The sequence below is a fragment of the Cupriavidus sp. SHE genome (assembly GCF_000812445.1).
GTDB classification, from domain to species: Bacteria; Pseudomonadota; Gammaproteobacteria; order Burkholderiales; family Burkholderiaceae; genus Cupriavidus; species Cupriavidus metallidurans.
The window spans coordinates 1-25,765 of the sequence record NZ_JWMB01000047.1; the positions used below are offsets into that span (position 1 = coordinate 1).

At 64.7% G+C, this 25,765-nt stretch carries 20 protein-coding genes; 10 read left to right on the plus strand and 10 right to left on the minus strand.

Annotated features, from left to right (window positions below; genetic code table 11):
* Positions 1-142: 142 nt before the first annotated feature.
* From RN01_RS21740 to rpsB, 5 genes are all read right to left on the minus strand, one after another.
* A complete protein-coding gene (locus RN01_RS21740; RefSeq protein WP_011516189.1) occupies positions 143-913 on the minus strand; it encodes an isoprenyl transferase in 771 nt (256 codons plus the stop codon).
* 52 nt (positions 914-965) lie between these two features.
* Positions 966-1,526 (minus strand): ribosome recycling factor, encoded by a 561-nt coding sequence (frr, locus tag RN01_RS21745; protein ID WP_011516188.1) that lies wholly within the window; start codon positions 1,524-1,526, stop codon positions 966-968.
* A 108-nt stretch (positions 1,527-1,634) separates the two neighbouring features.
* Positions 1,635-2,345, minus strand: coding sequence for a UMP kinase (pyrH, locus tag RN01_RS21750; protein WP_008652269.1), 711 nt, complete (start codon positions 2,343-2,345; stop codon positions 1,635-1,637).
* A gap of 304 nt (positions 2,346-2,649) precedes the next feature.
* Entirely contained in the window at positions 2,650-3,528 is an 879-nt protein-coding gene (gene tsf, locus RN01_RS21755) for a translation elongation factor Ts (RefSeq protein ID WP_008652267.1), read from the minus strand.
* A 227-nt stretch (positions 3,529-3,755) separates the two neighbouring features.
* Positions 3,756-4,499 carry a 30S ribosomal protein S2 gene (gene rpsB / locus RN01_RS21760; RefSeq protein ID WP_008652266.1) on the minus strand — a complete coding sequence of 248 codons (744 nt, stop codon included), beginning with the start codon at positions 4,497-4,499 and terminating at the stop codon, positions 3,756-3,758.
* Between the two features lie 347 nt (positions 4,500-4,846).
* Here rpsB and map point away from each other — a divergent pair, with 347 nt between their 5' ends.
* The 3 genes from map to RN01_RS21775 all read left to right on the plus strand — a co-directional run bounded on the left by map (position 4,847) and on the right by RN01_RS21775 (position 10,178).
* Positions 4,847-5,665 (plus strand): type I methionyl aminopeptidase, encoded by an 819-nt coding sequence (gene map / locus RN01_RS21765; protein ID WP_017514421.1) that lies wholly within the window; start codon positions 4,847-4,849, stop codon positions 5,663-5,665.
* Positions 5,666-5,744: 79 nt separating this feature from the next.
* Entirely contained in the window at positions 5,745-8,318 is a 2,574-nt protein-coding gene (locus RN01_RS21770; protein WP_017514420.1) for a [protein-PII] uridylyltransferase, read from the plus strand.
* A gap of 27 nt (positions 8,319-8,345) precedes the next feature.
* Positions 8,346-10,178 (plus strand): pseudouridine synthase, encoded by a 1,833-nt coding sequence (locus RN01_RS21775; RefSeq protein WP_024570858.1) that lies wholly within the window; start codon positions 8,346-8,348, stop codon positions 10,176-10,178.
* Between the two features lie 64 nt (positions 10,179-10,242).
* Here RN01_RS21775 and RN01_RS21780 read toward each other — a convergent pair whose 3' ends face one another.
* A complete protein-coding gene (locus RN01_RS21780; protein ID WP_024570859.1) occupies positions 10,243-11,154 on the minus strand; it encodes a helix-turn-helix transcriptional regulator in 912 nt (303 codons plus the stop codon).
* A gap of 119 nt (positions 11,155-11,273) precedes the next feature.
* Between RN01_RS21780 and RN01_RS21785 the strand changes: the two genes are divergently transcribed.
* A complete protein-coding gene (locus tag RN01_RS21785) occupies positions 11,274-12,716 on the plus strand; it encodes an MFS transporter (protein WP_024570860.1) in 1,443 nt (480 codons plus the stop codon).
* Here RN01_RS21785 and def read toward each other — a convergent pair.
* Genes def through smc form a run of 4 tightly spaced genes read right to left on the minus strand, consistent with a single transcriptional unit; the run spans position 12,704 to position 20,265 of the window.
* Positions 12,704-13,237 (minus strand): peptide deformylase, encoded by a 534-nt coding sequence (def, locus tag RN01_RS21790; protein ID WP_024570861.1) that lies wholly within the window; start codon positions 13,235-13,237, stop codon positions 12,704-12,706. The genes RN01_RS21785 and def overlap by 13 nt on opposite strands.
* 23 nt (positions 13,238-13,260) lie before the next feature.
* Positions 13,261-15,417 carry an NAD-dependent DNA ligase LigA gene (gene ligA / locus RN01_RS21795; protein WP_029700535.1) on the minus strand — a complete coding sequence of 719 codons (2,157 nt, stop codon included), beginning with the start codon at positions 15,415-15,417 and terminating at the stop codon, positions 13,261-13,263.
* Between the two features lie 11 nt (positions 15,418-15,428).
* The gene (locus RN01_RS21800; protein WP_024570862.1) at positions 15,429-16,748 is read right to left on the minus strand and encodes a cell division protein ZipA C-terminal FtsZ-binding domain-containing protein; all 1,320 of its coding nucleotides are present in this window, start codon (positions 16,746-16,748) and stop codon (positions 15,429-15,431) included.
* 1 nt (position 16,749) lies between these two features.
* On the minus strand, positions 16,750-20,265 hold the full coding sequence (gene smc / locus RN01_RS21805) for a chromosome segregation protein SMC (RefSeq protein WP_024570863.1): 3,516 nt from the start codon (positions 20,263-20,265) through the stop codon (positions 16,750-16,752).
* Positions 20,266-20,719: 454 nt separating this feature from the next.
* Between smc and RN01_RS21810 the strand changes: the two genes are divergently transcribed.
* The 6 genes from RN01_RS21810 (at position 20,720) to dapE (ending at position 25,764) form a co-directional block, all read left to right on the plus strand.
* Positions 20,720-21,559, plus strand: coding sequence for a ferritin-like domain-containing protein (locus RN01_RS21810; RefSeq protein WP_017514269.1), 840 nt, complete (start codon positions 20,720-20,722; stop codon positions 21,557-21,559).
* 100 nt (positions 21,560-21,659) lie between these two features.
* A complete protein-coding gene (dapC, locus tag RN01_RS21815) occupies positions 21,660-22,859 on the plus strand; it encodes a succinyldiaminopimelate transaminase (RefSeq protein ID WP_024570865.1) in 1,200 nt (399 codons plus the stop codon).
* Between the two features lie 100 nt (positions 22,860-22,959).
* Positions 22,960-23,784, plus strand: a complete 825-nt coding sequence (gene dapD, locus RN01_RS21820) for a 2,3,4,5-tetrahydropyridine-2,6-dicarboxylate N-succinyltransferase (protein WP_008649080.1) — start codon at positions 22,960-22,962, stop codon at positions 23,782-23,784.
* Between the two features lie 59 nt (positions 23,785-23,843).
* Positions 23,844-24,230, plus strand: a complete 387-nt coding sequence (locus RN01_RS21825) for a hypothetical protein (RefSeq protein WP_029308066.1) — start codon at positions 23,844-23,846, stop codon at positions 24,228-24,230.
* Between the two features lie 16 nt (positions 24,231-24,246).
* Positions 24,247-24,594 carry an arsenate reductase gene (locus RN01_RS21830; protein ID WP_017515566.1) on the plus strand — a complete coding sequence of 116 codons (348 nt, stop codon included), beginning with the start codon at positions 24,247-24,249 and terminating at the stop codon, positions 24,592-24,594.
* Between the two features lie 18 nt (positions 24,595-24,612).
* Positions 24,613-25,764 (plus strand): succinyl-diaminopimelate desuccinylase, encoded by a 1,152-nt coding sequence (gene dapE / locus RN01_RS21835; RefSeq protein ID WP_011516174.1) that lies wholly within the window; start codon positions 24,613-24,615, stop codon positions 25,762-25,764.
* Position 25,765 lies beyond the last annotated feature (1 nt).

Consider the following 25,765-nt stretch of genomic DNA (forward strand, 5'->3'; position numbering starts at 1 on the left):
GGGCCCCCCCCCCCGCCAGTGCCGCCGGCGGCGCCAGGAACAGGATCGGCAGGATCAACAGCAACAGGCATACGGCGGTGATGACGCGGGTAAGGAGCATGTGCGCTGTGGGTTCCCGTGAGTTTGTTGGGGGTTGGATGCGTCAGGCTGTGCCGGACAGGCCTGGCGCCACCAGCTGCGCGCTGGTCCGTCCGAAGCGCCGCTCGCGCTGACGGTACGAGGCAAAGGCCTTGTCCAACTCGGCGGCATCAAAATCCGGCCAGAACGTTTCGGTGAAATACAGCTCCGTGTAGGCAAGCTGCCAGAGCAGGAAGTTGCTGATGCGCTGCTCTCCGCCGGTGCGGATGAACAGGTCCGGCTCGGGCGCGTAGGCCATGGCCAGATGCGGTGCCAGAACGGACTCGTCGATCGCGTCCGAATCGAGCAGCGGCGAACGCGCCAGCATCTTGCGCATCGCCTGGAGCAGGTCCCAGCGGCCGCCATAGTTGGCGGCGATCGTCACGGTCAGACCCGTATTGCCTTCCGTGCGCGCCTCGGCATCCTTGATCGCCTGCTGGATGCGCGGGCTGAACCGGCTGAGATCGCCGACCACGCGCAGGCGAATATTGTTGGCGTGCATCCTGACCACTTCGCGACGCAAGGCGGTCATGAACAAACGCATCAGGAAGGACACCTCGTCGGCGGGCCTGCGCCAGTTCTCGGAACTGAATGCAAACAGCGTCAGGTACTGCACGCCACGCGCGGCGCACGCCTGCACGATCTCGCGCACTGCGTCCAGGCCACGGTTGTGGCCGGCCACGCGGGGCAGATGACGCTGCGTCGCCCAGCGACCGTTGCCATCCATGATGATGGCAACGTGCCGAGGCACATAAGTGGTATCGGGAACGCCTAGCGTCGAACTGATGTGCTGCATGGATTCGCGGACGATATCCGGCAACCCTGGCGGCTCAGCCGCCAGGACGGCCTTACACCGTCATGATCTCCTTCTCTTTCTCGGCAACGAGCTTGTCGATTTCGGCCACGAACTTGTCCGTGAGCTTCTGCACTTCGTCCTGACCACGACGCTCGTCGTCCTCGGAAATAGCCTTGTCCTTGACCAGCTTCTTGAACTGTTCGTTGGCGTCTCGGCGCAGGTTGCGCACGGCCACCTTGGCGCCTTCGGCTTCGCCCTTGACGACCTTGGTCAGCTCCCTGCGGCGCTCTTCGGTCAGCGGGGGCATCGGCACGCGGATCACGTCGCCCATCGTGGCCGGGTTCAGGCCCAGATCGCCGTCGCGGATCGCCTTTTCCACAGCCTGGACCATCTTCTTTTCCCAGGGCTGCACGGAGATCGTGCGGGCGTCGGCAAGGCTGACTGCAGCCACCTGGCTGATCGGCACCATCGAGCCGTAGTAATCCACCTGAACATGGTCAAGCAGGCCGGTATGAGCGCGGCCGGTACGAACTTTCGCCAGATCGGCCTTGAAAGCTTCGATCGACTTCTGCATCTTCTGCTCGACGCTCTTCTTAGTGTCGGCGACGGTCATGATTACCTCCGAAAAACGGCCAGACATGATCCCGCCCAGCGGGATCGAAAATGAAACATTCTACTCTGAGGAAGGGCCGAATCTGCATCCAGATGCGGTCCCCGCCCCTTAAACGTGCACCAGCGTGCCCTCATCCTCGCCCAGGATCACGCGCTTCAGTGCGCCCGGTTTGACGATCGAAAACACCTTGATTGGCAGCTTCTGGTCACGGCACAGCGCGAACGCGGTGGCGTCCATGACCTGCAGGTTGCGGGAAATGGCTTCGTCGAACGAGATGGTCGTGTAGCGCGTGGCGCTCGGATCCTTCTTGGGATCGGCGGTATACACGCCGTCCACCTTGGTGGCCTTGAGCACGATTTCGGCACCGATTTCAGAGCCGCGCAGCGCCGCGGCCGTATCGGTCGTGAAGAACGGGTTGCCGGTGCCAGCGGCGAAGATCACCACCTTGCCCTCTTCGAGCTGGCGAATCGCGCGCGGGCGGATATACGGCTCGACGACCTGGTCCATGCGCAGCGCGGACTGCACACGGCCTTCGATGCTGGCGTGGCGCATCGCGTCTTGCAAGGCCAGCGCATTCATCATCGTGGCCAGCATACCCATGTAATCGGCCGTGGCGCGGTCCATGCCGGCAGCACCGCCAGCGACACCGCGGAAGATATTACCGCCGCCGATGACGACCGCGACCTGGACACCCAGCTTCACGATTTCGGCAATGTCATTGACCATGCCCTCGATGGTGGCACGGTTGATACCGAAGGCATCGTCGCCCATCAGGGCTTCACCGGACAATTTCAGAAGGACGCGCTTATAGGCAGGCATGTTCACCTCGGGCTGGTTCTTGATCGCTCGTTTGAACGGAGGGTGGGCGCGGGCGGCACGAAGCATCTGCGCACCGGCCGCGCAAAAATACGGATCGCTTGACTGAGACAAGCCGGTTTTCGCTGTCATCTGCCTGCAACATCTGTCAAAAGACGCGCGAAATGCCGGTGACTGCGAAAACTGGCTGGTGCGGCGCCACTGAAGGCCGCACTTGTGCAGAGGGGCACCTTGCGGCGCCCCTCTGCATTATACGGTGGCCAGGTGGTCACCCCTCAAGGGGGAAACCCGCCCAGCCACCAGGACATCAGGCCTTCTGGGCGGCGGCCACTTGGGCAGCCACTTCAGCAGCGAAATCGTCCTGCTTCTTCTCGATGCCTTCGCCAACCACGTACAGCGTGAAACCCTTCACGGTCGTGTTGACGCCCTTCAGCATCTGTTCCACGGTCTGCTTGTCGTTCTTCACGAACGACTGGTTCAGCAGCGAAACTTCCTTCAGGTACTTCTGGACCGAACCTTCCACCATCTTGGCGACGATCTCGGCCGGCTTGCCCGATTCGGCAGCCTTTTGCTCGGCGATGCTGCGCTCCTTGGCGATCAGCTCGGCCGGCACCTGGTCAGCCGACAGCGACACCGGCTTCATGGCGGCCACGTGCATGGCGACGTCCTTGGCGGCGGTTTCGTCGCCATCGAACTCGACCATCACGCCAATACGGGTGCCGTGCAGGTACGAAACCAGCTTGCCACCGTTGGTGTAACGCTGGAAGCGGCGGATCGTCATGTTCTCGCCGATCTTGCCGATCAGGGCCGAGCGCACGGCGTCGACGGTCGAACCGTCCATCTCGAGTGCCGACAGAGCAGCCACATCGGCCGGGTTCTGCTTGGCGACCAGTTCGGCAACCTTGGCACCGAAGCCCAGGAAGTCGTCGTTCTTCGACACGAAGTCGGTTTCGCAGTTCAGTTCGACCAGCGCGCCCGTGGTGCCGTCGATGTACGAAACCACGATGCCTTCTGCGGTCACGCGCGAAGCAGCCTTGCTGGCCTTGTTGCCCAGCTTGACGCGCAGCAGTTCTTCAGCCTTGCCCAGATCGCCGTCGGCTTCCGTCAGGGCCTTCTTGCATTCCATCATCGGCGCGTCGGTCTTCGCGCGCAGTTCTGCAACCATGCTTGCGGTAATTGCCGCCATTTGTCACTCCTTGATTGGTTCGGGCCCGCTGCCCAGCACGTCGCGCGTGGCAGCCGGCCGGGATCAGATCCACTTCAGTCCGGCTTCACCCGCGGCGAATGGTATCCGCGGCGGATGACAACAAATTCTGTTTGCAAAAAGGGGGCGCCAGCTGTGCCCCCTTTTTTAGTTGCCGCAAGGCAGGCGTCAGTGGCCGGTGTGCCCCGGCCTCAGACGCCAGCGGGCAATCAGCCTTCCTGGACTTCGACGAATTCGTCGTCGCCGCGTGCGGCTTCCACGACTTCCTGAACCGCGTTCGCACGGCCTTCCAGGATCGCGTCGGCCACGCCGCGCACGTACAGGGCCACAGCCTTGCTCGAGTCGTCGTTGCCCGGGATCACGTAGTCGATGCCTTCCGGCGAGTGGTTCGTATCGACCACACCGATCACGGGGATGCCCAGCTTGTTGGCTTCGGTCACGGCGATCTTGTGGTAGCCGACGTCCACCACGAAGATGGCGTCAGGAATGCCGCCCATGTCCTTGATACCGCCGATGGACTTTTCCAGCTTTTCCATCTCGCGCTCGAACATCAGCGCTTCCTTCTTGCTCATGGTTTCCAGCGCGCCGGCTTCCTTGGCGGCTTCCATGTCCTTCAGGCGCTTGATCGAGATCTTGACGGTCTTGAAGTTCGTCAGCATGCCGCCGAGCCAGCGGGCATCGACGTAGGGCATGCCAGCGCGACCAGCTTCTTCAGCCAGGATTTCGCGCGATTGACGCTTGGTACCCACGAAAAGCACGGTGCCGCGGTTTGCTGCCAGTTGGCGCACGTACTTCAGCGCGTCCTGGAACATCGGCAGGGTCTTTTCGAGGTTGATAATGTGGATCTTGTTGCGATGACCGAAGATGAAGGGGGCCATCTTCGGGTTCCAGAAGCGGGTCTGGTGGCCAAAGTGGCAACCGGCTTCCAGCATTTCGCGCATAGTCACGGACATGAGAGGTGCTCCAATAGGGTTTGGTCTGAAGTCCGCCCCGACATTCCTGAAAAGGAACACCCCGGATGGGCGGACCAGCGATTTACAAAAAAGTGATTTCTGACCCGCCTGAGCCACCGCAACGCTTGTCGAGCAGCCCGGAGCAAGTCAGCCCGCGATTGTAGCAACAAAGTCGGGGTCGGCTCAACCCCCTTGGAAATCGACCAAAAGCAGGCCGCCCCGCCGCCGTCAATCGGACAATTCCCCGTGTTCCCCCTGCTTTCCCGTCACGATGGTGCGATAATCCCGTCTTGCGAATCGTTTCCGGCGCAGCCTGTGGCTGAGCCGTCACTTACAGGCAAAGCAGCATGAGCATCCATATCAACACCGCCGAAGACATCGCCCAAATGCGCGTGGCTTGCCGCCTTGCCTCCGAGGTCCTCGACTACATCACCCCGCACGTGAAGCCCGGCGTCACCACCGGCGAACTCGACCGCCTCTGCCACGCGTATATGCGCGACGTGCAGGGCACCGTGCCGGCGCCACTGAACTATGCGCCCCCCGGTTACCCGCCCTTCCCTGGCGCCATCTGCACGTCGGTCAACGACGTGATCTGCCACGGCATTCCGGGCGATCGCGTGCTCAAGACCGGCGACGTGGTGAATCTCGACATCACCGTGATCACCAAGGAAGGCTACTACGGCGACACGAGCCGCATGTTCGTGGTCGGCGAGGCGTCGATCCTGGCCAAGCGCCTGTCCCAGATCACTTACGAATGCATGTGGAAGGGCATCCAGCAGGTGCGCAACGGCGCCCGCCTCGGCGACATCGGTCATGCCATCCAGACCCATGCCGAGGCCGCCGGCTATAGCGTGGTGCGCGAATACTGCGGCCACGGCATCGGCAAGGTCTTCCACTCGGACCCGCAGGTCCTGCATTACGGCCGTCCAGCCACTGGGATGGAGATCAAGACCGGCATGATCTTCACGGTCGAGCCGATGATCAACGCAGGCAAGCGCGATATCCGCACGATGCCTGACCAGTGGACCGTCAAGACGCGCGACCGCAGCCTGTCGGCCCAATGGGAGCACACCGTGCTCGTGACCGAAACCGGCTACGAAGTGCTGACGCTTTCCGAAGGCTCGCCGTTGCCGCCTGCGTTCATTACGGAAACCGTGGCGGCCTGACGCCGCATCGTTCGCCAGGGCGCCAACCACGGCGCCCTTTCTTCTTGCAGCCGTGCCCACGACCTCCATCGACCCACCCATGGACACCACGCCGGAACTGCTGCTCTGCCAGCGCATTCGCGACAAGCTCAAAGCCGACAAGCAGGTGCTGTTCGCCGAATTCGACGCGAACAACCAGGTCAATCCACTCGTCACCAAGCTGCGCCGCGCCGTCGACGTCGCGCTGACGGAGGCCTGGACCGGCCTGGAACTGCCCGGCGATGCCGCCCTGGTGGCGGTGGGCGGCTATGGGCGCGGCGAGCTGTTCCCCCACTCCGACGTCGATGTGCTGCTGCTCTTGCCCGGCGAGCCCGACGCGGAAATGGCAGCGAAACTCGAGCGCTTCATCGGCCTATGCTGGGATCTGGGCCTCGAGATCGGTTCGTCGGTGCGTACGGTCGACGACTGCATCCGCGAGTCGGCGGCCGACATCACGATCCGCACATCACTGCTCGAGGCACGTCTGCTGATCGGCAACAAGGCGCTGTTCAAGTCCTTGCAGACGCGCTATCAGGCCGACATGGACGCGGCCGACTTCTTCCAGGCCAAGCTGCTGGAAATGCGTCAGCGGCATGCCAAGTACCAGGACACGCCGTACGCACTGGAACCGAACTGCAAGGAAAGCCCGGGCGGCTTGCGCGACCTGCAGGTCATCCTGTGGATGACGGAGGCCGCCAGGCTCGGCGACAGCTGGAAGCAACTGTTCGAGCGCGGCCTGCTGACCGAGCGCGAAGCGCAGGAACTCACCCGCAACGAGCGCCTGCTGCGCACGATCCGCGCTCGCCTGCACCTGCTGGCCGGCCGCCGCCAGGACGTGCTCGTGTTCGACTTGCAGACGGCGCTGGCCGAGGCATTCGGCTATCGGCAGACCACGAACAAGCGCGCCAGCGAGCAGCTGATGCGCCGCTACTACTGGGCAGCCAAGGCAGTCACGCAGCTCAACAGCGTGCTGCTGCTGAACATCGAGGCGATGTTGTTCCCGAGCGAGTCGATGGTCACGCGCGAGATCAACGATCGTTTCGTCGAACGCCAGGGAATGCTGGAGATCACGAGCGACGATCTCTACGAGCGCAATCCGCACGCGATCCTGGAGACGTTCCTGCTCTATGAGCGCACGCCCGGCGTGAAAGGCCTTTCGCCGCGCACGCTGCGCGGGCTCTACAACGCGCGCACGGTCATGGACGCCAGCTGGCGCAACGATCCGGTGAACCGTCGCCTGTTCCTGGCCATCGTCCAGGAGCCGCAGGGGATCACGCATGCGTTGCGCCTGATGAACCAGACCAGCGTGCTAGGCCGCTACCTGATCAATTTCCGACGCATCGTCGGCCAGATGCAGCACGACCTGTTCCACGTCTATACCGTGGACCAGCACATCCTGATGGTCGTGCGCAATATGCGCCGCTTCGCCATTGTCGAGCATACGCATGAGTTTCCGTTCTGCAGTCAGTTGATGGCCGGCTTCGACCGCCCATGGGTGCTGTGGGTGGCGGCGCTGTTCCATGACATCGCCAAGGGTCGTGGCGGCGATCATTCGAAGCTCGGCACCGTCGATGCGCGCCGCTTCTGCAAGCAGCATGGCATCTCGCGCGAGGACACCGACCTGATCGCGTGGCTGGTCGAGCATCACCTGACGATGAGCCACGTCGCCCAGAAACAGGACCTGACCGACCCCGACGTGGTCAAGGCATTCGCCCAGGTCGTGGGCAACGGGCGCTATCTGACCGCGCTGTACCTGCTGACCGTGGCCGATATCCGCGGCACCAGCCCGAAGGTCTGGAATGCCTGGAAGGGCAAGCTGCTCGAGGACCTGTACCGCATCACGCTGCGCGTGCTCGGCGGCGCGCGGCTCGACACGCATTCGCTCTGGGCGCAGAAGCGCGACGACACGATCGCCCAACTGCGACTGAAAGCATTCGATCCCGAACTGGCCAAGCCACTGTGGGACAAGCTCGACATGTCGTTCTTCATGCGGCAGGACGCTCGCGACATCGCCTGGCTCACGCGCAGTCTGTTCAACAAGGTGAACAGCCCCAACCCCGTGGTCAAAGCGCGCATCTCGCCGGCGGGCGAAGGTCTCCAGGTGGCGGTCTACGTCAAGGATCAGCCCGACCTGTTCGCGCGTATCTGCGGCTACTTCGAGCGCAAGGCCTTTTCGATTCAGGACGCCAAGATCGAGACCACGCGCGACGATTACGCGCTGGATACGTTCCAGATTACGGACCCTGGCCTTGCCGGTGACTACCGCGACATCCTGACGCTGGTCGAGCACGAACTCGGTGAGCGCGTGCGGCTGGAGTGCCCACTGCCCGATCCTACACAAGGACGCCTGTCGCGCCAGTCGCGCAGTTTCCCCATCAAGCCGCGCGTGGACCTGCGTCCCGACGAGCGCGGCCAGTATTACCTGCTGTCGGTATCCGCCAACGACCGCACCGGCCTGCTGTACGCGATCGCGCGCGTGCTGGCCAAACATCGCGTGTCCGTGCATTCGGCACGCATCAATACGCTCGGTGAACGCGTGGAAGACGTGTTCCTGGTCGACGGCTCGCGACTGGCCGCCGACAACCGATTGCAGATTCAGCTTGAACAGGACCTGCTCGACGCGCTGGCCATCTAAGGCCGGCACGCCGGTAGTTGAAACGATATGACCGATAGCAATACGCCCGGCCGCAAGACGCTGGGCATCAAGACCACCTCCTCCGGCACAACGCGCAAGGCGAGCCGCCCGGTGCGCGTGTCTGACCTGAACCGCAAGCGTGTCCAGGAAGTGGTCACGGGGATCAAGCAGGCCAAGGACCGCGCCTCCGACAAGGACAAGCGCAAGGCTGGGCCGGCCGATGGCGCGCCGCGCAATGAGCGTCAGGATCGACCGGCGCGACCGGCACGTCCGCGCCCCGCCGAAGGCGAGCGGGCACCTCGCCGTTTTGCCGAAGGAGAACGGGCACCACGCCGGTTCAGCGATGAGGAGCGCCCGCAGCGCGAGCGCCGGTACGGCGATGACAACCGCCCCGCGCAGCCGCGCCGCTATGGTGACGACAATCGCGCCGAGCGTCCGCGTCGGTTCAGCGATGAGAATCGCGCCGCGCCCCCCCGTCGCTTCGGTGATGAGGAACGCCCCCAGCGTGAACGCCGCTATGGGGATGACAACCGCCCCGCGCAACCGCGTCGCTATGGCGATGACAATCGCGCCGAGCGTCCGCGTCGGTTCAGCGATGAGAATCGCGCCGCGCCGCCCCGTCGCTTTGGTGACGAGGAACGCCCCCAGCGTGAACGCCGCTATGGGGATGACAACCGCCCCGCGCAACCGCGTCGCTATGGCGATGACAATCGCGCCGAGCGTCCGCGTCGGTTCAGCGATGAGAATCGCGCCGCGCCGCCCCGTCGCTTTGGTGACGAGGAACGCCCGCAGCGTGAACGCCGCGCTGGAGACGACAACCGCTCCGCGCAACCGCGCCGCTATGGCGACGACAATCGCGCCGAACGTCCCCGCCGCTACGGCGATGACGAGCGCACGCAGCGTACCGAGCGCCCGCACCGCAGCGACGAAGCTCGCGCGCCGCGCCGGCAGCACCAGGACGACAACGCACCGCGTCGTGGTGACGCCCTGGCACGCCGTTTCAGCGATTCCGCCGACCGCGCCCGTGGTGAACGTACCGAACGCCCGGCACCGCGCGCCGAAGCGCGTCAGCCGGTCTCCGAGCATGAAGACGGCCTCGTCCGTCTCTCCAAGCGCATGTCCGAACTGGGCCTGTGCTCGCGCCGCGAGGCTGATGAATGGATTCCGCGCGGCTGGGTGCTCGTCGACGGTAAGCCGGTGACCGAACTCGGCACGCGCATTCGTCCCGAAGCGGAGATCGAAATCCTGCAGGCCGCGCGCTCGGAACAAGGCGAACGCGTGACGGTGCTACTGAACAAGCCGGTCGGCTATGTCTCCGGCCAGGCCGAAGACGGCTATGAACCGGCTGCTGTGCTGTTCGCGCCTGAAAACCAGTGGGAACTGGACCCCACCCGCAAGCGCTTCGCCCCGTGGCAACGCAAGAATCTCGCGCCGGCTGGCCGGCTCGACATCGACTCGACCGGGCTGCTCGTGCTGACCCAGGATGGCCGCGTTGCACGCGCACTGATCGGCGACGATTCGAATGTCGAGAAGGAATATCTGGTGCGTGTGGAGTGGGAATCGCCGCAGGGTCTGGTCGAGCGCAATATCAGCGCCGTGTTCCCCGATGACCTGCTGGAGCGTCTGCGCCACGGTCTGTCGCTGGACGGCGTAGCGCTCAAGCCCGCCAAGGTCAGCTGGCAGAACGAGGAGCAATTGCGCTTCGTGCTGCGTGAAGGCCGCAAGCGTCAGATTCGCCGGATGTGCGAGCAGGTTGGCCTGAAGGTGGTTGGCCTCAAGCGCGTGCGCATGGGCCGTGTGGTGCTCGGCGACCTGCCGCCGGGCCAGTGGCGCTTCCTGGGGGCCTTCGAGAAGTTCTGACAGGCGGCGCCTGCCAGCTATTCCTCTCTTCCGTAAGCGGGAGGGAGGAATAGCCATCCATCACTCAAATGCCTGCGCTCTGCCCGGTCACCGGCCGCAGCTTGTGCAGCGCTTCCTCGGCCGACGCATCGGCCGGCACATAAACCAGAAGCCGCGCGCCGTTGCGCGGCGCGGTCCACCAGTTGGTCTGCGTCAGGTTGAAAGCCCCCGTTTCCGGATGGGTGAACTGCTTGACGTGATTCTGGATACCGCGCACCTGATAGCGCTGCCACAGATCCCGGAATAGCGCCGACGCCGCCATATAGCGCTCGAGTTGCGCGTCCCAGACAGGATCGTGCACGTGCTCGGCCATCGCGGCCCGGTAAAGCGCCACCATGTTCGCAACCATGCCATGCCAGTCAACCACGATCGCGCGCCAGGCCGGATGTGTCAGCGCCAGATAGATGCAGTTGCGATCCTCGACCGGCAGGCCCGGCAGATCGACACCAAGCAGCCGGCAATAGGCTTCGTTATGCGCGACGATGTCGAATCTCGCGTTCTGCACCAGGGCGGGAATCGGATCGAGCTGATCGAGGACCCGTTGTGTCGTGGCGGACACCGTTTCACAGACCGACGTCCCCGCAAGTGGCGCCGGCCGTTGCATGCCGGCCAGTGTGAACAGGTGCTCGGTCTCCGAGGGCGAGCACTGCAGCGCTGCGGCAACCGCGTTGAGCACCTTCGGCGATACCCGGATCGGACGGCCCTGCTCCAGCTTCGTGTACCAGGTGATGCCGATGTCGGCCATCGCGGCCACTTCCTCGCGCCGCAGACCAGGCGTGCGCCGCCGGCCCATGCGCGACAGGCCCAGCCGCGCCGGATCCAGGCTCTCGCGCCGGGCGCGCAGGAATGTGCCCAGCTCCACCTCCCTGCCGGTGCCCTCGATCTCCTCGTAGCCATCCACATCGAGCAGGACACCCGGTTCCTGGCGAGCATTCATGATGATTCACTCCGTTTGCCTAGGCTGACACAATTTATACCAGTCTAACTGGACTCTTGTACCAGTCTGATCGGGCCACCATACTCCGGTCCTCAAGCGTTGTCGAGACCAGATCCGCCATGCAAACATCCCCCGCCCCCACCCTCGGCCGAGCCGGACTTTACGTCTTGCTGGCCGGCCAGCTACTGCCACAGATCGACTTTTCGATCGTCAATGTGGCGCTACACCCTATCGAGCACTCCCTGCGCGCAACGCCGTCCGAACTGGAACTGATGGTGGCCGTCTACGGCGTGGCATTCGCCGTCTTCCTGGCCATGGGCGGGCGGCTCGGCGACAACTACGGCCGCCGTCGCATCTTCAACATCGGCGTGCTGCTCTTCGGCGTCGCGTCGCTACTGTGCGGCGTGGCGGGTTCGATGCTGTCGCTGCTGATCGCGCGGACGCTGCAAGGCGCGGCGGCGGCGCTGCTCGTGCCGCAGATCCTGGCGACGATTCACGTCGGCCTGCGTGGACACGCTCACTCCCGTGCCCTGGCGCTGTTCGCGTCGATTGGTGGCATCGCGTTCATCATCGGGCAGGTTCTGGGCGGCTTGCTGGTCGATGCCGACATCGGCGGCCTGGGGTGGCGCAACGCGTTCCTGATCAACCTGCCGATCTGCCTGGCCATCCTGGTTCTTTCGCCGCGCGTGATCCCCGAGACCCGGCGTGAGAACGCCACTGGCATCGACGCGCCGGGCACCGTGCTGCTGGCTGCCGTGATCCTGGCGATTCTGCTTCCGATCGCGTTGGGACCCATGTTTCGCTGGTCGTGGCCCGTGCTGGCCGTTCTGGCCGCCACGGCGCCGTTGATGTTGCTGCTCTGGCACGTCGAACTGCGCCAGGAACGCCGCGGCGTGCATCCGCTACTGCCACCATCGTTGCTGCGACTGCCCAGCGTGCGCTTCGGCTTTATCGTCGCCGTACTCTTCTATGCGTGCTGGAGCGGCCTGATGTTCGTGTTGGCGCTAACGCTGCAGGGTGGCGTGGGTATGACGCCCACGATGGCGGGCAACACGTTCATTCCGCTTGGGCTGGCCTTCATTGCGGGATCGCTGACGAGCCCGCGCGTGGTAAACGGCTGGGGCCGCACGCGTGTGCTGATTGTCGGATGCGTGACACAGATGGCCGGCGTTGTGGTGCTCGCCTACGTGCTGCGGCACGCCTGGCCCCACCCGGACATCCTGACGCTCGCCCCGCCAAGCTTGCTGATCGGCTTCGGCAATGCGCTGGTGGTCGGGTGCTTCTACCGGATTGGCCTGGCGGACATCCCCACCGACCAGGCCGGCGCGGGCAGCGCCGCACTGGCCACGGTTCAGCAGGCCTCGCTCGGGCTCGGCTCGGCCCTGCTCGGCACGGTATTCGCGCAGCGACTGCATCACGCCGCGACTTATCTCGATGCGGCGCTTGCCAGCCTCGCCGCCGAGTTGTGCCTGATGACGATCCTGGTTGCCGCTGCGCTGGTCTATCACAACCGGCATGGACAGCCGGCAATCACGGCGTGCGCTTCGCCTCAGTCGTCGTAATTGGGCGGTAGTTCGGGGAACAGGATCTCGGTAAAACCGAATCGCGTGAAGTCCCTGATCCGCATTGGATACAGCACGCCGATCAGGTGATCGCACTCGTGCTGCACCACGCGCGCATGGAAGTCCTCGGCCACGCGCTCGATCCTGTTGCCCATCATGTCGAAGCCCGTGTACTTCAGCCGCGTGTAGCGCGGCACCACGCCGCGCAGGCCCGGCACCGAGAGGCACCCTTCCCATCCATCTTCCATCTCGTCGGACAGCGGCTCCAGGGATGGATTGATCAGCACGGTCTTCGGCACGGTGGGTGCGTCGGGATAGCGCGGGTTCCGATCGAAACCGAAAATCACCACCTGCAGGTCCACGCCGATCTGCGGCGCGGCAAGGCCGGCGCCGTTGGCATGTTCCATCGTGTCGAACATGTCGTCGATCAGCAGGCGCAGTTCAGGCGTGTTGAACTGCGTCACGGGGCGCGCCTGTTGCAGCAGGCGTGCGTCGCCCATCTTCAGAATGTCCCGGATCATTGCGCGTTCTCCCTCTCTCCGTATCAGGCTGCGCCGACCTCGGCCAGCAACTTCAACATCCCTTCCTCGTCCAGCACCGCCACGCCCAGTGCCTGCGCCTTCTCGAGCTTGCTGCCCGCCTCGGCCCCGGCCACTACGTAGTCGGTCTTCTTCGACACCGAACCCGCCACCTTGGCGCCAGCGGCTTCCAGCTTCTCCTTGGCGTCCTCGCGGGACATCGTCGGCAGCGTGCCGGTCAGCACGAACGTCTTGCCAGCCAGGGGCAGCGGCGCACGCGCAGTCGGCTCTGTCTCGGCCCAGTGCACACCCGCCGCCCGCAACTGTTCGATAACTTCGACATTGTGCGGTTCGGCAAGGAAGTTGGCGATCGACTGCGCCACCACGGGGCCCACGTCGTTGACTTCGAGCAAGGCGGCCTCGTCTGCGGCCAGCAGGTTGTCCAGCTTGCCGAAGTGCTTGGCCAGATCCTTGGCGGTGGCCTCTCCTACATGACGGATGCCGAGCGCGAAGATAAAGCGGTTCATCGTGGTCTCGCGCGACTGCTCGATCGCCGCCACCAGGTTCGATGCCGACTTGTCGGCCATCCGGTCCAGCGCCGCGAGCTTCGCCACGCCGAGCTTGTAGAGATCGGCTGGCGTGCGGACGATGCCCAGGTCGACCAGTTGCTCCACCACCTTGTCGCCCAGCCCTTCGATATCCATTGCCCGACGCTGCGCGAAATGCAGCAGCGCCTGCTTGCGTTGCGCAGCGCAGATCAGCCCGCCCGTGCAGCGTGCAATCGCCTCGCCTTCGAGCCTTTCCACGTGCGATCCGCAGACCGGGCACTCAGTCGGCATCACAAACGCACGGGCATCCGCCGGGCGGCGCTCCAGCACCACGGCAACCACCTCCGGAATCACGTCACCCGCGCGGCGCACGATCACCGTGTCGCCGATATGCACGTCCTTGCGCCGGATCTCGTCCTCGTTGTGGAGCGTGGCATTGGTCACGGTGACCCCGCCGACGAACACTGGCGCCAGTCGCGCCACCGGCGTGATCGCGCCGGTGCGGCCAACCTGAACCTCGATGTCCTCGACCGTGGTGGTCATCTCCTGCGCAGGAAACTTGTGCGCCAGCGCGAAACGCGGCGCGCGCGAGACAAAGCCGAGCTGTTCTTGCTCGGCAATCGCGTTGACCTTGTAGACCACGCCGTCGATGTCGTACGGCAACTGGTCACGACGCTCACCAACCTCGCGATGGAATGACAGCAGGCCCTGGGCGCCCCGGACCACACGCCGCTCGTCGCAAACAGGCAAACCGAGCTTGGCAAAGTCGTCAAGCATGGCGCTGTGCGTGCCCGGACGGTCGAAGCCTTCCATCTCGCCCACGCCATAGGCAAAGAACGAAAGCGGGCGCTTGGCCGTAATGCGCGGATCAAGCTGGCGAAGGCTGCCCGCCGCCGCGTTGCGCGGATTGACGAATGTCTTCTCGCCTGATTCGGCCTGGCGAGCGTTGAGCTTGTCGAACTCGGCGCGATACATGAACACCTCGCCGCGCACCTCCAGCACGGTCGGGGCCGTGCCGCGCAGCTTGAGCGGAATCGCCTTGATCGTACGCACGTTCGCGGTCACGTCTTCGCCCGTCTCGCCGTCGCCGCGCGTGGCGGCCTGCACGAGCGTTCCGTTCTCGTACCGCAGCGACATCGCGAGCCCGTCGAACTTCAGCTCGCAGGCGTACTCGACGGCATTCCCGGCGGTGCTTGCGGCTGCCTCGGCGGCATCGGCCGCGCTGAACAGATCGTCAGCCGGCGCGGCGGGTGTCCCAGGTGCTGCGGCTGTGGCACGGCCGAGGCCCTGCGCGCAGCGCCGGTCGAAGTTGATGACGTCGTCGTCCTCGAAGCCGTTGTTGAGCGACAGCATCGGCACGCGGTGACGCACCGAATCGAACGCCGACAACGGCGCACCGCCCACGCGCTGCGTGGGGGAATCGGGTGTCAGCAGCTCGGGATGTTCGGCTTCCAGCGCCTGCAACTCGATGAACAGCGCATCGTAGTCGGCGTCGGGAATCGTCGGCGCGTCGAGCACGTAATACTGGTAGCTGTAGCGCTCCAGTTCTTCGCGCAACCATTGCGCGCGCTCGGCGGGGGAAGCGCCGGACGGCGCGGAGGCCGAAGCCTGCGCGCCTTGTTTCTTGGCGGTCATGACTGGCTCCGTTACTGGCTGAACAAGCGCACGGCAACAGGTGATCCGGCGGGCATTCCGCGCGATTCCAGCTTCTCGTATAACTTCTCGAGTTGGCCGAAGATCGCCACGAACGACGCCTCGGTCAGCGGCCGCATATTGTCGTCGACCAGTTGCGCGCCCATGCGCTGGGCCAGGCTGTACCCGTACTCGCACACGGTCTTGAACGGCTTGGCCGCCTGCGATGCCTGCGGCACGTCGAGCAGCAGCGTGATCTGTCGGCCGGCGCTCAACGTCAGGTCGTCGCGCAGGAAGTTGGTATCGCCGAATTGCAGCGTGAACAGCGGTCGCTGCACGCCGTCGGCGCCCGGTTCATAGCGGATGAAGCGTGTGCCGTCGCGCGACAGCACCAGCCCGTCCTGCGTCGCCACCGTCTGGACGTAGGCGGCCGACCACGGCGCGCCATCAGAGATCACGTTCACGCCGAGCTGCACGTCCGCGCCCGCCGCAAACGCGTCGAGCTCGCGCGCATTCCCGACGGTCTCGGTCATGTCCGGCAGGTCCGCCGATGCATCGAGCGATTCGGACAGGGCTTCCACCGCGTTGACGAATTCGGAGAATTCAAGCGCGTTGAGCGGACCACTGCGATTCGCCAGTTGCACGGCCACCTGGATGTCTTCGTACTGGTGACCTGCGGTCACGGCTTCCCACGCGTTGGATTCGACACGCAGGCCCTCGATATGCACCTGCTTGGTACCGGCGCGACGCAGACGGCCCGTCAGCGGCAAAATGCGATCGCCCGACGCTTTGCGCTCCAGATGCATCGGCACGATGCAGTCGATCAACGGATCAATCACCGCGGGCGTGGGCTGGCCATTCAGGGACTCGGCCACGGCAGGCTGCGCGCTGGCAGGCGCCTCGGGGGCTTCCGCCGGCTCATCGGCCTCGGCCGACGTCACGTCATCCGTGGCATGCGCCGCCGCTGGCGAGGCGGCTACAGCAACCTCGTCGGCCACCGCCTCGTCGGCATCCGCGGTGCTGGCTGCCGCGCGGGCTGCCGCCGCCACCGTGGCCACGTCCTTGTCCTCGTCGTGTTCGGCGGGACGCTGTCCGCTCCCACCAAGTGTCGGCTCGCGGCGCGAGACTTGTTCCGGCGGCGTGGCCTCCTTGAGCTTGGCCGCCGTCTCGGGATGGGTGGTCTTGCCCACCACCGGCTCCCGCATCGGCTGAACGTCGTCCTCGGGCATTAGCGGGCGCACGCGGCGCGCCTTGTAGATCTGCCAGCGGTTATAGGCCACCAGCAGCAGGAGCAATACGACACCAGCGATGATCAATGCGTTCTGCAGTTCCATCTTAAGCGACCTCCGCCATCGATACGGCTGCATCCATGTCCACCGCCACGATCCGCGATACACCCTGCTCCTGCATTGTCACGCCGATCAACTGGTGGGCCATCTCCATCGCAATCTTGTTGTGGGAAATAAATACGAACTGGGTCTTGTCGGACATACGCGCAACCATGTTGGCATAGCGCTCCGTGTTGGCATCGTCCAACGGCGCATCCACCTCATCGAGCAAGCAGAACGGCGCGGGGTTGAGCTGGAACATCGCGAACACCAGCGCGATCGCGGTCAGCGCCTTCTCGCCGCCCGACAGCAGGTGAATCGTCGAGTTCTTCTTGCCCGGCGGTTGTGCCATCACCTGCACGCCGGCGTCGAGGATTTCCTCTCCGGTCATGATCAGGCGTGCCTGGCCGCCACCGAACAGCGACGGGAACAGTTCGCCGAAGTGGTGATTGACCTGGTCGAAGGTGCCTTGCAGCAGTGCCCGCGTTTCCTGGTCGATCTTGGCGATCGCGTCCTCCAGGGTGTTGATGGCGTCGGTCAGGTCGGCGGTCTGCGCATCGAGGAAGGTCTTTCGCTCACGCGCCGCCGTCAGTTCATCGAGCGCGGCCATGTTGACCGGGCCCAGCGCGTTGATGGCGTTGTTCAGGCGCGTGACCTCGCCCTGCAGGTAGGACGGTTTCAGGTCGCCGGTCAGCTTCTCGGCCAGCGCGGCTTCATCGACTTCCGCCGTGGCCAGTTGCTCCGTGAACTGATCCTGGTTCAGGCGCGCGGCCTGCTCCTTGAGCTGGCATTCGGTGATGCGGTCGCGCAACGGCTGCAGGCTGCGTTCGGCGGCCAGGCGCTGTTCATCGAACTGGCGAAGCTGGGCCGAGAGCGCGTCGAGTTCAATACGCGCGGCGGACAGCTTCTGTTCCTTCTCGGCGCGCACTTCCAGCGCTTCCTGCAGGCCGGTGTTGGCGGTCTGCTCGTTGATCGTTTCGAGTTCGGCGCGCGCATTTTCGAGCGACTCGGCGATGCGCTCGCTCTGATCGCCTGCCATCTGGATATTGCGGCGCAGTTCGTCGATGCGGCCGGCGAGATTGCGTTCGGCGAACACCGATTCCTGCGCGGCGCGTTCGAGGTCGCGCAACTGCTGGCGTGCCCCGCTCAGCTTCGCATCCATGCCCTCGAAGGCCATCTGCTGGTCTTCATGCGAGGCCTGCATATCGGCCAGTTGGGCGTCGTGCTGCTCGAAGCTGGCTTCCGATTCGGCGCGGATCGCGCGTTGCTCGTCGATCTGCGCGTCGATCTCGGCCAGTTCCTCGCGAATCTGGTTGCTACGCGCCGAGAACCGCTCCATCGCCTGCGAGAGCTTGAGCACGTCCATCTGCAGCGTGTGCACCCGGCGCGTGGCCTGTTCAGCACGCGACCGCGTGTCAATCAGCACCGCGCTGGCGTGCGTATACGCCGACTCGGCACGCACCGACTGCGTCCTGGCTTCGTCCGACAACAGCATCTGGGCACGGGCCTGCTTCTGCAGATTCTCGATCTCCTGCTCGCGGGCCAGCATCCCGGCCTGTTCGGAGTCGGCAGCATAGATCTGAATCGCATTGCGGCCGACCAGATGGCCTTCGGCCACCACGAACTGCGCGCCCTCGGGCAGGGTGCCGCGCGCGGCCAGCGCCTGCGTCATGTCGGTCGCGGTATAGATATCGGCCAGCCAGTCCTGCATCACGGCACGAATACCGGGCTCGGTGATCTGTAGCAGCGACATCAGCGGACGCAGGCCGGCGGGGGCCTCTACGGGACGCGCGGCAGGCGGCGGCGAGTAGAACGCCAGCTTGGCGGGCGGCGCGTCCGAAAGGAATGCCTTGACCCAGTCGAGGTTCGACACTTCCAGCGCGGCCAGCTTCTCACGCAGCACCGATTCGAGCGCGTTTTCCCAACCCGGCTCGATATGTACCTTCTTCCAGAGACGCGGAAGCTCGGCTAGCCCATGGCGCTCCAGCCACGGCTGAACCTTGCCGTCGGTCTGCACGTTCTCCTGCAACTGTCGCAGCGCGGAAAGACGGGCTTCCAGCGAAGCGATCGCCGCGGCCTCGCTCTGCACGCGCTCCTGCGCGGCACGGCGTTCGCCGTCCAGGCGGGGAACCGCCTCCTCGCTGTCCATCAGCACGGCCTGCGCTTCCTCGAGCAGCGCTTCCTGCTCGGTCAGATCCATGCGCAGTTCTTCCAGGCGTACTTCGTCCGGACGATCCAGGCCCTTTTCCTCGCCCTGCAGTCGCTCCTTGCGCTGCTCGAGTTGCTGGAGCATCTGGTTGGCGTTGCGCTGATGCGCGGCTTCGAGCTTCAGTGCCTGCTCGGCCTGCATGATGCCGGCGCGCTGCTCGTTAAGCATCTGCTGGGCATCGCGCCATTGGGCTTCCAGCGTCGGCAGTTCGTCGCTCTTCTGGGCGACGGTTTCCTGCGATTCGATCGTGCGTGCCTCGGCCAGCGCCAGGTTTTCCTCGGCCTGCGCCAGTTCGTCATTCGCCTGATCGGATTTGCCCTGCCATTGCTCGCGTTGAGTCGTCAGCGCGGCAATCTGGGCCTGCAGACGGTTGCGCGATTCAACGACGTAGCGGATCTCGGCCTCGAGCTTGCTGACCTCGGTGTTGGCTTCATACAGCGAGCCCTGTGCCGCGTGCATGCCGTCCGAGGCCGCATAGTGCGCCGCGCGCATCGTTTCCAATTCGGCCTCGACATGGCGCAATTGCGCGGTCTGGGCTTCCAGGTCGATCTGCGCCTGGTCGATCGCGCGTGCGTGGCGCTCCTGTTCTGCCTGGGCCTCGCGCTTGCGCAAGAGCCACAACAGATGCTGCTTCTCTTCGCCTTCCGCCTGCAGTTGGCGGAAACGCTGCGCCACTTCGGCCTGGCCCTCGAGCTTATCGAGGTTATTGCCGAGTTCGCGCAGGATGTCTTCCACGCGGGTCAGGTTTTCGCGCGTGTCGCCCAGCCGGTTCTCGGTCTCGCGGCGGCGTTCCTTGTACTTGGAAACACCGGCGGCTTCTTCGAGGAAGATCCGCATGTCATCGGGCTTGGCCTCGATGATCCGCGAGATCATGCCCTGCCCGATGATGGCGTAGGCGCGCGGACCGAGACCGGTACCCAGAAAGATGTCCTGGATGTCCTTGCGGCGCACCGGCTGGTTGTTGATGTAATAGGAGGACGTGCCGTCACGCGTCAGCACGCGCTTGACCGCGACTTCGGCGTACTGGCTCCACTGTCCGGCCGCGCGGCCTTCGGCGTTGTCGAACACCAGCTCGACGCTGGCGCGACCGGCCGGCTTGCGCGCCGTGGAACCGTTGAAAATCACGTCCTGCATCGACTCGCCACGCAGCTCCGAGGCGCGTGATTCGCCGAGCACCCAGCGTACCGCGTCGATGATGTTGGATTTGCCGCAGCCGTTGGGACCTACGATGCCGACCAGTTGGCCGGGCACTTGAAAATTGGTGGGATCGACGAAGGACTTGAAGCCCGCCAGCTTGATCGAGGACAGTCGCACGGTTGTCGTGTGGTTTGGGCGATACGCAATTGGATAAGCCGGGCCATACGGAGCCCGCCGCCCAGACGTGACGCCTGCGCCGCATCCTGCCCCCGGTGCCCGATAGATTGGCGCTAATCATACCATCGCCATTCTCTCGGCCGGCCGCTTTATCTACCGTTGCGCGGGTCGTAACGCCGCTATCCTCCGGCGCCGAAAACCTATAGATATCCGTCAGTTGCCAGCGTTGCTGCAAGGATTTTCTAGGCGCACGCCGTTGTTTGGCAAATACGCGCCGCAGTCAAAGTCTGGCCGATCCGCCAGGAAACTTCTTAGGGTTAGTGCTAGTCTCTCACTATGCCGGCGTGATCCCGGAGTCCCCTCCGGCCTCATCGCCCTCCGGGCCGTTCTCCGCACTCGACGTGACAGCGGCCAGCCTGAAGCGCCAAGCAGCAGTCTGGATGGAGGATTGAGCATGACCGCAACGCACCCGGCCAAGGCGCCGGGGGACCTGCCCTGGTCCATATCGGAGATCGACTATTCGTCGATCGATGTCGCCAAGGTACGCAACAACCGCACACTGTTCTATCTGCTCGCCGCCGCCTCGTTCATCGAAAGCGGATCCGACACCTACGCGGGCAACCTCGCCAAGTACTACGCCGATGTACCCGAAGCCGCCCGGTGGCTCGCCGAACACTGGGAGTGCGAGGAACTCCAGCACGGGCAGGCGCTACGCCGCTACGTGGCGCATGTCTGGCCCGAATTCGATTGGGAACGTGGATACCGGCGCTTCTTCGACGAATACAGCGTGACCTGCTCGATCGACAATTTCGAGCCTTCGCTAGCCCTGGAAATGGCCGCCCGCTGCGTGGTGGAAACCGGCACCGCCACCTACTACCGCGCGCTGGAACAGGCCAGCGACGAACCGGTGCTGCGCGATCTGACCCGCCGCATCGCGAACGACGAAGTCCGCCACTACAAGCACTTTTATCGCTACTTCAACGCGCTGCACGAGCACGAGCGACTCGGCCGCGGCAAGGTACTTGGCGCGCTGGCCCGGCGGCTGCTGGAAATCAAGAACGAGGACGCCGAGATCGCGCTGCGCAACGTCCTGCGGATCGAACATGAACGCGAAGACGTGCCCGAAGGCGATGTCAGGGCGCTGAATTCCCGCTGCAGCGCCGTTATCCGGCGTCATCTGCCGCTGGAAATGACGGTCAGGATGCTGTTGCGCCCACTGCACCTCAATGCCCGCGTGGAGCGGTTTCTGCGCCGGCCGATCGTGGCTGTGGTGTCGCGGGTGATGCTGTACTGATCTCCGGCGCCAGTCGGGGCGGATTTGCCGGATTCACGCGCGCGGCGATGGGCGGCATTCCTTTATAATGCTGGGTTTCAACCGCCCCGCCGCTGCCACCGTGAATCCGCGCCTCGACCTGCTCCAAACCTATCCTTTCGAGAAACTGCGCGCGCTGGTGGCCGATGTGAAACCGGCCGCCGTCCCGGCAATCAGTTTCGGCATCGGCGAACCCAAGCACCCCACTCCGGCGTTCATCAAGGAAGCGATGACCGCGTCGCTCGGCGGCCTGGCCAACTACCCGAGCACCGCCGGCAGCGACGCGCTGCGCGCGTGCATCGCGGGCTGGCTCGAACGCCGCTACAACCTGCCAAAGGTCGACGCCGCCACCGAGGTGCTGCCCGTCACCGGTTCGCGCGAGGCACTCTTCGCGTTCGCGCAGACCGTGATCGACAGCAGCAAGCCCAACCCGCTGGTGCTCTGCCCGAACCCGTTCTACCAGATCTATGAAGGCGCGGCCCTTCTGGCCGGCGCCCGTCCGGTGTTCGCCAACAGCGATCCGGCGCGCAACTTCGCGCCGGCGTTCGACCAGATCGGCGCCGATGTGTGGCCGCACGTGCAACTGCTGTACGTCTGCTCGCCGGGTAACCCGACCGGCGCGGTGCTGTCGCTCGAAGACTGGAAGCAGCTTTTCGAATTGTCCGACCGCTATGGCTTCGTGATTGCCTCCGACGAGTGCTACTCGGAGATCTACTTCGACGAAGCAAAGCCGCCGCTCGGCGCGCTCGAAGCGGCCCACAAGCTTGGCCGGGGCCTGGAACGGCTGGTGATGTTCTCGAGCCTGTCGAAGCGTTCGAACGTGCCGGGCCTGCGCTCGGGCTTCGTCGCTGGCGATCCCGAGATCCTGAAGAAATTCCTGCTCTATCGCACCTACCACGGCGCCGCGATGAACCCGGCCGTGCAGGCCGCCAGCGCCGCGGCGTGGGGCGACGAGGCGCACGTGCGCGAGAACCGCGCGGCCTATGTGCGCAAGTTCGCCGAGGTCACGCCGATGCTGGCAGGGGTGCTCGACGTGGCGCTGCCCGATGCGGCGTTCTACCTGTGGGCCGATGTCTCGCGCACTGGCCTGTCGGACACCGAGTTCGCCGTGCGGCTGCTGGCCGAACAGAACCTGACGGTGCTGCCCGGCAGCTACCTGGCCCGCGACGCCCACGGCGCGAATCCCGGCGCGAACCGGGTCCGCATGGCGCTGGTGGCCACCCCGGACGAATGCCTCGAAGGCGCACGCCGGATTGTCGAATTCTGCAAGTCGCTGGGCTGACCGGCGCGAACGCTTCACCCTGAATCACCGAATGTCCTGAAGCCGGAACGAGGATTTCCGGCATCACTCCCGATACATATTCACCACTGAGAACACAACCATGACGCAAGCACTGCAAGCCCTGATCGACCAGGCCTGGGAAGACCGCACCAGCCTGTCGCCGAAGTCCGCGCCGAACGACATCCGCGAAGCGGTGGCCAACGTGATCTCGCAACTCGATTCGGGCGCACTGCGCGTGGCCGAGAAGCAAGGCAAGGACTGGGTCGTCAACCAGTGGATCAAGAAGGCTGTGCTGCTGTCGTTCCGTCTGGAAGACAACGCGCCGATGAGCGCTGGCGGCTTTGCCCAGTTCTACGACAAGGTGCCGACCAAGTTCGCCAACTGGACTGGCGACGACTTCGCGAAGGCCGGCTTCCGCGTGGTGCCGCCCGCCGTGGCCCGCCGTGGTTCGTACATCGCCAGGAACGCCGTGCTGATGCCGTCGTACGTCAACATTGGCGCCTACGTGGATGAAGGCACCATGGTCGACACGTGGGCTACCGTCGGCTCGTGCGCGCAGATCGGCAAGAACGTGCACCTGTCGGGCGGCGTCGGCATCGGCGGCGTGCTCGAGCCGCTGCAGGCCAACCCGGTCATCATCGAGGACAACTGCTTCATCGGCGCCCGTTCGGAAGTCGTGGAAGGCGTGATCATCGAGGAAAACTCGGTGATCTCGATGGGCGTGTACCTGGGTCAGTCGACCAAGATCTACGACCGTGAAACGGGCGAAATCCACTACGGTCGCGTGCCTGCCGGTTCGGTGGTTGTGGCCGGCAACCTGCCGTCGAAGGATGGCAAGTACAGCCTGTACTGCGCCGTGATCGTCAAGAAGGTGGACGCGCAAACCCGCGCCAAGACCAGCCTGAACGACCTGCTGCGCGACTGAATCGCGCCTTGACAGCAATGCCGCCGCCGGGCACGCCCCGGCGGCGCGAAGCCCAGCCGATGCCATCCCTCCGCAAGCGACTCATGGCCCTCGACCCCGCCACCGTCAGTACCGTCCTCTCCCTCCTGCCGACCATCCTCGAACAGGCCAACAAGACCATCGAGAAGCTCAAGAAAGGCAAGAAGAAGGACGAGGAAGGCGCGCAACCCGGCGCGGCCGACACACGCGATCCGGCCGCTCGCATCGCGGAGCTGGAAACCACCGCCATGCAGCAGGCCGAGGCCGTCAAGCTGCTGGCCGAGCAGCACGCCATCACGATCGAGGCATTGCGCCGCGAAGCCGCGCGCCTTGACCGGCGCCTGCGCCTGATGACCGCCGTGGCCATGGCCGGCGTGGCGCTTGGCCTGGGCGGACTGGTCATCGCGCTCAACCTGCTGTTCCGCTGAACCCGAACCTGACACCATGACTACCCTGCTCTACGGCATTCCCAACTGCGACACCGTCAAGCGTGCCCGTACCTGGCTGGAGTCGAACGGCGTCGACTACACGTTCCACGATTTCAAGAAGCAAGGCATCGACGAGAAGATGTTGCGCGCCTGGCTCAAGCACGTGCCCCTGGCCACGTTGCTGAACAAGAAGGGCACCACGTACCGCGCGCTGTCCGATGCGGACAAGACGCGCGCCGAGTCCGAAGCCGGCGCCATCGCGCTGATGCAGACCAGCCCGTCGCTGATCAAGCGTCCCGTGCTGGACCGCGACGGCAAGGTCAGCGTCGGTTTTTCCGCTGACGGCTACGCCGCCCTGTTTTAACGATTCATCCCCCGCCCCATGAACCCGACCCTTGCCCTGACCGAAGACCTGATCCGCCGCCGCTCGGTCACCCCCGCCGACGAAGGTTGCCAGGCCGTGCTCGAGACCCGACTCAAGGCCCTTGGCTTTACCTGCGAGAACATCGTCAGCGGCCCTGACGATTTCCGCGTCACTAACCTGTGGGCGGTCAAGCGCGGCACCCAGGGCACGGCAGGCAAGCTGCTGGCCTTTGCCGGCCATACCGACGTAGTGCCGACCGGCCCGCTCGACCAATGGTCATCGGACCCGTTCGAGCCCTCCCATCGCGATGGCAAGCTCTACGGCCGGGGCGCGGCCGACATGAAGACGTCGATTGCCGGCTTCGTGGTGGCGGTCGAGGAATTCGTGGCGAAACACCCCGAACACAAGGGATCGATCGCCTTCCTGATCACGAGCGACGAGGAAGGCCCAGCGCATGACGGCACCGTGAAGGTGGTGGAAGCGCTGAAGGCACGCGGCGAACGACTCGACTATTGCGTGGTGGGCGAACCGACCTCGGTCGACACGCTCGGCGACATGGTCAAGAACGGCCGTCGTGGCTCGCTGTCCGGCAAGCTCACGGTCAAGGGTGTGCAAGGCCACATCGCCTACCCGCACCTGGCGCGCAACCCGATCCACCTTGCGGCGCCGGCACTGACCACGCTGGTGAACGAGGTATGGGACGCGGGCAACGAGTATTTCCCGCCCACCACGTGGCAGATGTCGAATATCCATGGCGGCACCGGCGCGACCAACGTGATCCCGGGCCACGTGACGATCGATTTCAACTTCCGCTTCTCGACGGCCAGCACGCCTGACGGCCTGAAGTCGCGCGTGCATGCGATCCTCGACCAGCACGGGCTCGACTACACGCTCGACTGGACGCTGGGCGGCGAGCCGTTCCTGACGCCGCGTGGCGACCTGTCCGAAGCACTGGGCGCGGCCATCGCGGCCGAGACCGGCGTGAAGACGGAACTCTCGACCACCGGCGGCACCTCTGACGGCCGCTTCATCGCGAAGATCTGCCCGCAGGTCATCGAATTCGGCCCGCCGAACGCCAGCATCCACAAGATCGACGAACACGTGGAAGTCCGCTTCGTCGAACCGCTCAAGAACGTTTACCGTGGCGTGCTGGAACGCCTGATTGCCTGAT